8 protein-coding genes and 1 pseudogene are annotated in these 7810 nt (G+C 32.9%); 5 read left to right on the top strand and 4 right to left on the bottom strand.

The window, feature by feature from the left end:
- Positions 1-125: 125 nt before the first annotated feature.
- The 3 genes from FOT98_RS26665 to FOT98_RS26650 all read right to left on the bottom strand — a co-directional run bounded on the left by FOT98_RS26665 (position 126) and on the right by FOT98_RS26650 (position 4451).
- Positions 126-1481, bottom strand: a complete 1356-nt coding sequence (locus tag FOT98_RS26665; RefSeq protein WP_144291184.1) for an RNA-guided endonuclease TnpB family protein — start codon at positions 1479-1481, stop codon at positions 126-128.
- A 322-nt stretch (positions 1482-1803) separates the two neighbouring features.
- Positions 1804-3495 (bottom strand): M3 family oligoendopeptidase, encoded by a 1692-nt coding sequence (locus FOT98_RS26655; RefSeq protein WP_063259902.1) that lies wholly within the window; start codon positions 3493-3495, stop codon positions 1804-1806.
- A gap of 17 nt (positions 3496-3512) precedes the next feature.
- Complete coding sequence (locus FOT98_RS26650; RefSeq protein ID WP_063259901.1) at positions 3513-4451, bottom strand: DMT family transporter; 939 nt, start codon at positions 4449-4451, stop codon at positions 3513-3515.
- A 127-nt stretch (positions 4452-4578) separates the two neighbouring features.
- Here FOT98_RS26650 and FOT98_RS26645 point away from each other — a divergent pair, with 127 nt between their 5' ends.
- From FOT98_RS26645 to FOT98_RS26635, 3 genes are all read left to right on the top strand, one after another.
- Complete coding sequence (locus FOT98_RS26645; protein ID WP_063259900.1) at positions 4579-5958, top strand: aminotransferase-like domain-containing protein; 1380 nt, start codon at positions 4579-4581, stop codon at positions 5956-5958.
- An 11-nt stretch (positions 5959-5969) separates the two neighbouring features.
- A complete protein-coding gene (locus FOT98_RS26640) occupies positions 5970-6317 on the top strand; it encodes a hypothetical protein (RefSeq protein ID WP_063259899.1) in 348 nt (115 codons plus the stop codon).
- Between the two features lie 151 nt (positions 6318-6468).
- Entirely contained in the window at positions 6469-6672 is a 204-nt protein-coding gene (locus tag FOT98_RS26635) for a hypothetical protein (protein WP_063259898.1), read from the top strand.
- Between the two features lie 27 nt (positions 6673-6699).
- Here the strand turns inward: FOT98_RS26635 and FOT98_RS26630 are convergent, their stop codons facing one another.
- Positions 6700-6942 (bottom strand): hypothetical protein, encoded by a 243-nt coding sequence (locus FOT98_RS26630; RefSeq protein WP_063259897.1) that lies wholly within the window; start codon positions 6940-6942, stop codon positions 6700-6702.
- 110 nt (positions 6943-7052) lie between these two features.
- Here FOT98_RS26630 and FOT98_RS26625 point away from each other — a divergent pair.
- Together FOT98_RS26625 and FOT98_RS26620 are read left to right on the top strand one after the other, a co-directional pair.
- A pseudogene (locus FOT98_RS26625) lies at positions 7053-7325 on the top strand (alcohol dehydrogenase catalytic domain-containing protein); the annotation flags it as partial.
- A 357-nt stretch (positions 7326-7682) separates the two neighbouring features.
- On the top strand, positions 7683-7810 hold a 128-nt coding region (locus FOT98_RS26620; protein WP_186292138.1), incomplete at its 3' end, for a helix-turn-helix domain-containing protein.

Genomic DNA, 7810 nt, shown 5'->3' with positions numbered 1-7810 from the left:
CCCACTTGCACCACCCTTTCGAAAAAGAGCAGTTCTTCCTTATGAAAGAAGCCACCACTCAGATGAATCTGGCGTGTACTACAAGCCCCGACAAGTCGAGTACACATGGATGGTTGACACACCCACTAAGCTATGCGCGAAGCAACAACCTTACGTTTTTGCACTTCTAATAGAATCGGCGTTTTCACTTTGAGATTGTCCTCCCATTCTACCACTCTTGATTTTTCCAATGTATTCAGCGCACCATTAATATCAGCGTGAATGCATTTCTCTGATTTACTTTGGTACAGACCGCGCGTGATTCGTTTGCCACTAAAGTAATAATGGGTCTTATCATCCTTAGACCAAACCGGAACCGGATCTTTATCCAGAAAACTAGCTTTTGAAGTATAGCTTTCTTCTTGTTTCAAAAATCGGATACCTTCTTTTATACATTTATTCTCAATTGCCGCAATCAGTTTATGAAACGGGATTTGAACAAACTTTTGATTATTCTTTTTTCCCATATCAGATTTTTGTTTCCAGCCAGCGTTATACCCTACGACAATTGTATCTATGCCAAATGCTTTCACTTTTTTGAACAACAGACCTACAGTTTGTGAAATATAACCGTTTATTTGTCGTTCCCGTTTATGCCAAAGTGCAGCCATTGTATTCGTTACAACGCGTTTTGAAATTCCGTTTTCCATATTTGTCAGTTGGAGATGACGTATCATTTTGTTGAAGTACTGGTTAATAGATTTTAATTTCTTCCCATCAATTAAAAATGAATCACCTGTATTGGTTACGCAACTTACTAATCTATCTACACCTAAATCGCAACTCAAAGCGTTACTCGTAGTCGTAGATGGTTTCTTCATTTGAGAAACGTGCATCTCATATGTGTAATGCACCTCAAAGAACCGACCTTTTTGCTTCGGTACAATCTCAATGTATGAAATTTTTTTATGTCTTAAGTTTTTCGGCATACGTATTTTAATGGAACCGAATTTTTTTCTGAATGCCACACTCATCGGAATCATCCAAAACCCGTTCTCATCCACTTTTGGAACTTGATAGATTTCAATAATTCGTTTATCAGTAGAACGAGAATAATTCGGAAACTTAGGACGACCTGTGAACTTCTCAGGATGTTTCTTCCACTGTTCCATTGCTTTAAAAAAGCTCTTTACTTCTGCATACAAGGCTCTACGAATGGCTTGAACAGAGTTTGATTGCATGCCCCAGTAGTTCATATCGGCTTGCATGGCAGTGTCCACTTCTTTTACAGTAGCCATCCTGTTATTATTCAGGTAACTTTGTTTCATCGTATACAATCCAACATTTCGCAACGCTTTTGAACTATGTGACATACGCTGAAGTAAACGAAATTCTTTAGCCGTAAGACAAGCTCGTCCGATATTTTGTTTCTGCGTGAATCGTTGCAGCGTTTCTCTTTTCTTTTGTTTCCGTAATACTTTCACCGCTTTCTTTTTAGCCATTGTTTTCACCACCTTTCTTAAAGAATTAACTTATTCATTCCTTTTGGTGCAAGTAACAAAAGGATTATGATTATCCAATTTCGTTACCTTAAGATATATTCCCTCCTTATTTCCGACATATCGTAAGACAAAAAGAAACCAACATTCCCCCGGGAAAATTGTTATAAGCGAAACGAAAGAGTTCAGCCTACCTTCTGACGGCAATTCATCTCCACCTGAATTGTTGGGTTTCACCCGTAACACAAATCAGATGGAGTCTTCTTGCCGAAAAAGATAAAATAAATAAGAAAGCTGAACCTAAAATATAGGAACAGCTTTCTTCTTACAATTGTTCAAGTGACTCTAATTCGCCCTCTACAAATAACATTAGTTCTTTAATCGTTTCGCCAGAAAAATCAAAACGAATACCAGCTGCTTCATATACTTCAGTTAAAGATTTAGAGCTACCTAATGATAAAGCTTTTTTATAATTCTCTATTGCTTGTTTAGGATTTTCTTTATATTGTTTATACATTTGCAACGCACCAAGTTGTGCGATAGCATATTCGATGTAATAGAATGGTATTTCGAATATGTGTAGTACAGGTAACCAGCCAGTTGCTACCCAATTTTCATAGCCTTCGATATTTACGACCCTCGATTGGTAAGTGTTATGTAATTCTAAATATTTTTCGTTTCTTTCCTTAGCAGTATGATTAGGATTTTCATACATCCAATGCTGGAATTGATCAACGATAAGCATTTGTGGTAAGTACTTAACAATATCTATAAAGAAATCTAATTTTGCTTTTATAAATTCTTCTGTATTCTCATAAAATGTATCCCAATATTCCATCGAAAATAATTCCATTGTCATGCTAGCAAGCTCAGCTGATTCTGAAGGGATTTCTAAATATTTTTGTAGCTCTAGTTGATTCATACATTCATTATGAATACTATGGCCCATTTCATGGAGGAAAGTAGTAACGTCATAATGTGTATGATTGAGATTCATGAAGATAAAAGATAGTTGCGAAGCAGGTAAGTGTTCGCAAAATCCTCCAGGTCCTTTTCCTTTACGACTTTCTAAATCTAAGCAATTATTTTTATGCATACGGCTTAATAATGCAGAAAATTCTGGGTTTAGTTTGTGTAAAATACGAGAACTTTTTTCGACTAAATCACTCGCATCTTCGATAGGTTTCAATACTTTTTGATTTGGTGCGGTTGCTTTTAGATCCCATGGACGAAGATTATCTACTTGAAGTTCAGATTTTTTCTCATTAAATATTTTATCGATAAGTGGTACTACGTATTTACGAATAGATTCAGCGAGCTCATAGCAGTCATCAGGCGTATAATCAAATCGTTCATGTTTTTTAAACATATAATCACGATAATTATCTAATTGAATGTTTTTGGCCTTTTGGTGACGGATTGCGATTAATTCATTTAATATATGTTGTAATGTATCTTCAACAGATAAGAATGTTTCAGAAATGAGCGTTTTTGCATTTTTTCTTATATGACGATCCGGATCTTGTAAGTAAGACTGTAGTTCAGTAATTGTTTTCTCTTCACCGTCCCATAGTGCAGTTAAACCACCTGTAATTTCGAAGTACTGTGTTACTAGTTTGTCTTCAGTTATCTCTAAATGAATGTTCTTTTCACAAAATAATGTTTGCGCGTTCTTAATTTTTTTATCTAGTAAGCTATACGTTTTTGGATCAAGTTCCATTCGAAAAGGGGACTCTAAATATTTATTATCAAATGAATTCTGATAACGTTTCAAAAGAGGCCTTACAAATTGTTGATCATATTCAAAAGCATCTTTTATTTTTTTATTATCTGTATTACATTGAAAGGCGATATAGTGCGATCTTAATTGTTCTTCGATTTCCCAAATTATTTTTGACTGATCTTTTAACCAGTTTTCAAGCTCTAGTTTTGAAGAAATCACTTCATTTAATAAAGTAGAAAGAGTCTTTTCTAATTCTAGAACGTTACTAATATCAATCGTATTTAAATGCTGCATAACATATACCTCACTTTTTATTTACTTAAGGAAGTATTCTTCTTCTTTACTACAACCCCTTTTTTTCCTAGGAAGTTTGTGCCCACAACTCCAAGAATAATCAAAATTGTTCCGATGATGTGATAGTATGCGATTTGTTCATGTAAGAATACAACACCCGCGATAATTGTAATAAGTGTAGATAAGTTGCTGAAAACACTTATTTTAGCTGCTTCAATATAAGATAACGAATAGTTTAATAGCAATGCCGTTAGTAAAGAAGATAGCAAACCTAAATATAAAATGGAGATAAGAAATGTTCCGTTCATAAATGGTTTAAAGTATATAGTTAATGTCCCTTTGTTTATATGGCTGACGATAGCAATTAAATTAAAACTAATAAAACCAATCGCTGTCATTGTATAAGTTAAATCCATCAGCTTGAAATTATTTGCCATTTTCCGTGCTAATACATTATAGAAAGCAGATGATAATGCCGATAACAAAATAAGAATAACGCCGATGATACTAGTTTCATAAGCCCCTAGACCATTCATTATAAATATATAAATGACACCGATGACGGAGATGAGTACAGAGATTTTTTGTGATGTATTCGTATACTCTTTTAAAAGATAGGAAGCTAAGATCATCGTAAATATTGGGATCACCGCTTGTATAATTCCTGCTTCAGATGAACTTGTATACACTAATCCAAAAGCTTGAAGAGCAAAAAAAAGTGCTGGATAAAAAATCGCAATTGGTAAAAGAGAAAGTATATTTTTAAATGATATATTTAACTTTATGAATCCAAAAATAACCGGAATATTTGCTGCTATGAAAGCAACTGTAAAACGATGAGCCAGAGTATCAAGAGGGCTTGTAATGGTTAGTGTTAGTTTCACGAATAAAAAGGAAAATCCAATAATAAATGAATAGAGTAATGCTGATATATATGCTTTTGTTGTATTTTTCATAATTTCACCCCATAGTAGTTGATTTCTTACTGGCCAGTATACGTACATAGTAAACTTTCTGATCTAGTGCTACAATGTGAACAAATACAAACTGTACCGGGACAAATTAAATGATGAGGTGGTAATGATGTATAAGTATTTACATGTTTTCAACGACTTAGAAAGTATGATTCAAAATGGGGAGATAAAAGAAGGTAAGAAACTACCGTCTATTCGGACACTAGTCACGCAATATGATTGTAATAAGGCAACGGTTATCCGGGCGCTACATGAATTAGAAAAGCGTCATATTATTTATTCTGTGCCTCAAAGTGGGTACTACGTTGTTAAAAAATCTGGGAATACCATAGAAAATAACGAAATAATTGATTTTGCTTCCTCAGCACCAGATCCAGATGTTTTCCCATATTTAGATTTTCAACATTGTATTAATAAGGCCATTGATACGTATAAAAATGACTTGTTCGTATATGGAACGCCGAAAGGTTTACCGTCTTTAATTCCGGTCATTCAAAAACAATTAGCAAATTATCAAGTCTTCACTAAAGAAGAAAATATTTTTATAACGTCAGGTGTACAACAAGCGCTAGCTATACTAACTTCTATACCATTTCCAAATGAGAATGAAACGATATTAATTGAACAGCCAACATATCATTTATATATTGAGTATCTAGAAATAAATAAAATTCCTGTAATCGGTATTAAACGTACGAATGAAGGTATTGACTTGCATGAATTGGAGCGTATATTTCGAACAGGTAAAATAAAATTCTTTTATACGATACCGAGATATCATCATCCGCTTGGAACTTCTTATTCTAAAGATGAGAAAGAAAAAATTGTGTTATTGGCTAAGAAATATAATGTATTTATAGTGGAAGATGATTATTTAGCAGATTTAGAAACAGATTCAAAAGCAGATCCGTTATATAGCTTGGATAATTGTAATCACGTAATATATTTAAAAAGTTACTCTAAGATTATTTTTCCAGGTTTACGGGTTGGAGTTGCGGTCATTCCGCCATCCATCGCAAATGATTTCCATACATATAAAAAGATTTTAGATATCGATAGCCCGATGATATCCCAAGCTGCTTTAGAAATTTATATAAAGAGTGGCATGTTTGAACGTCATAAAAATAAAATTAAATCTTCCTATCACGATAGATCTAAAAAACTAGCAGCAACATTAGAAAGAATGCATAATGAAAATCCGCTTTTATTTACATATACGAAGCAAAATACACTTGGAATCCACACTTGTTTAGAATTGTATAAAATGAGTATTTCAGAAATGTTTTTACAAAGACTAGGTGAAATGCAAATAAGTATTGATACGATTGATAAAAATTATGTGAGAGGTTTTCCGAAAGAACGACTATTAAAGTTAAACATATCGAATGTGAAGGAAGATAGAATTGAAGAAGGAATTCGTAAAGTAATTGAGGAAATCAGACAAGTGGAGCGTATAACCTTTCAATTTAAAAAAGAAAAAAATGAATAAGGAGGTTTGTTGTGAGACGCAAAATAATTCTCTTGTTTGTGTGTATCGCTATAATAATTGGAGCTATTGTTGTGACTAATTATTATAAAAAAGATGATCAATGCATTGCGGTTGGTAAGTATTCAAGAGGTATTATCGTAGATCAAAATAACGAACCTATATCTAATGTGAAAATTTATGAAGACACAATCGAAAGTAAGGAACGTAGTATTTCAAATGCAGAAGGTAAATTTGAAATACCACATGGTGTTTGTGGTGAAATTACATTACAGTTAGTTACTCCAGATGGTGAAATCTATACGAGAAAATATGATAGTAATCATATACCGGAAGTGATAGAACTTAGTGATAAAAAGTAGAAGAAAAGTGTTATGTTAATACTTTTTAGAGCACTCAATTGTTGAGTGCTCTTTTTGTTTAGGATATAATTGTTTTAAATGGAAATAAACTACCAATAAATGATATCCTTAAAGTATAGCATTTATTTTGAATAGGAAGGTGATCGAGTCTATGGGGGTACGTATAGTCGATGATTTACAGCAATTATCGTTGTTACTAATGTTTTTTAGTACATTTATATTTTACAGATATTTAAAAAAGGTTAGACGAGAGAGAAAATTGACTGGTTTTGAATGGACAATGTATTTTGTCACTCAATTTGCGACATTAATTTGGGCATTTACTTATTTCATTAAACACTTAGCTGAATCGTAATTCTTATTCTTTTAATCTAATGTATTGTTATCTATTAGGGATATAAATATAGTCCGTATCTAAATCAATGACAACATCGCTCGTGACGACTTCTCGTAGTAATTTTGGGATTTTTTTATAATGGTAATGTACACAAAATAAGCTTAGAAGCTCTTCATTAGATATCTCTTCATTTTTCACATTTAAATACATTGTTCTTAATTCGTTTAGAGAACAGTTAAGGCCAATAACATACTCATTAATTCCATATCCATCAAATTCAATTATCATATTATCACTGTTGGTTGCTAACCAACTTTATAGCTTAAATTTTAGATGAATCTATTATACATGGTTTGCAATTTAGTGAGAATATATTTTTATAAAGTGAGAGGGAAGCTATGGAACAATATAAGTTAGTTTTAGAAGGACCTAAACAATTGAATTGGCAAACTGATAAAATTAAGTCCATACAGGATGAGGAAATTATCGTTAAAACAATTGCAGGTGCAATAAGTATTGGAGCAGAGTTACCACAGTATAAAGAATCGGATGGTTCAGATACAAATCCTATTTATCCAAGAAAAACTGGATATGAAAGTTATGGTGAAGTTATTCAAGTTGGTAATAAAGTAACAAATTTAAACGTAGGGGATAAAGTAGTCTCTTTTTATCATTTCCCGACAGAAAACTCCTACCTCAAGGAATGGGTAGGACATGTTCCAATGAGTAGGTGGGAGCTGAATGACGGTTAGGCAACAGCCTAAAGGTTCTTATTGGTGAAGAATCAGTATAAGGTACCGGTATCGTAATCAGTTCGTTCTTATAGAAAGAAAATGTTATAGCTCAGAGGAATTTTTACATCTACGAAATTGTTTCATTTGTATTTTTTTGAAAGGGACAGAGGACTTTCGACAAAAAAGAAGAAATGATACGTGATCAGTATTATTTGGTTATATCATGATATCGTTCCCATGCATATCGTGAAAAAGATTGTAAACAAATAAAAAAAGGAAGTGAGGTGAAAAGCGGTGCTTATCCATAAAGCGTATCAGTTTCGAATTTATCCTAGTTTAGAACAAAAAATGGCTATTACGAAAACAATTGGTTGTTCACGATTTGTATTTAACTACTTTTTGGAAAAGTGGAATGATAGATA

The sequence above is a fragment of the Bacillus sp. HY001 genome (assembly GCF_007558965.1).
In the GTDB taxonomy this organism is placed as follows: Bacteria; Bacillota; Bacilli; order Bacillales; family Bacillaceae_G; genus Bacillus_A; species Bacillus_A mobilis.
Note: the sequence above shows the minus strand (reverse complement) of the source record. Positions and strands in the feature narration are given on the sequence as shown.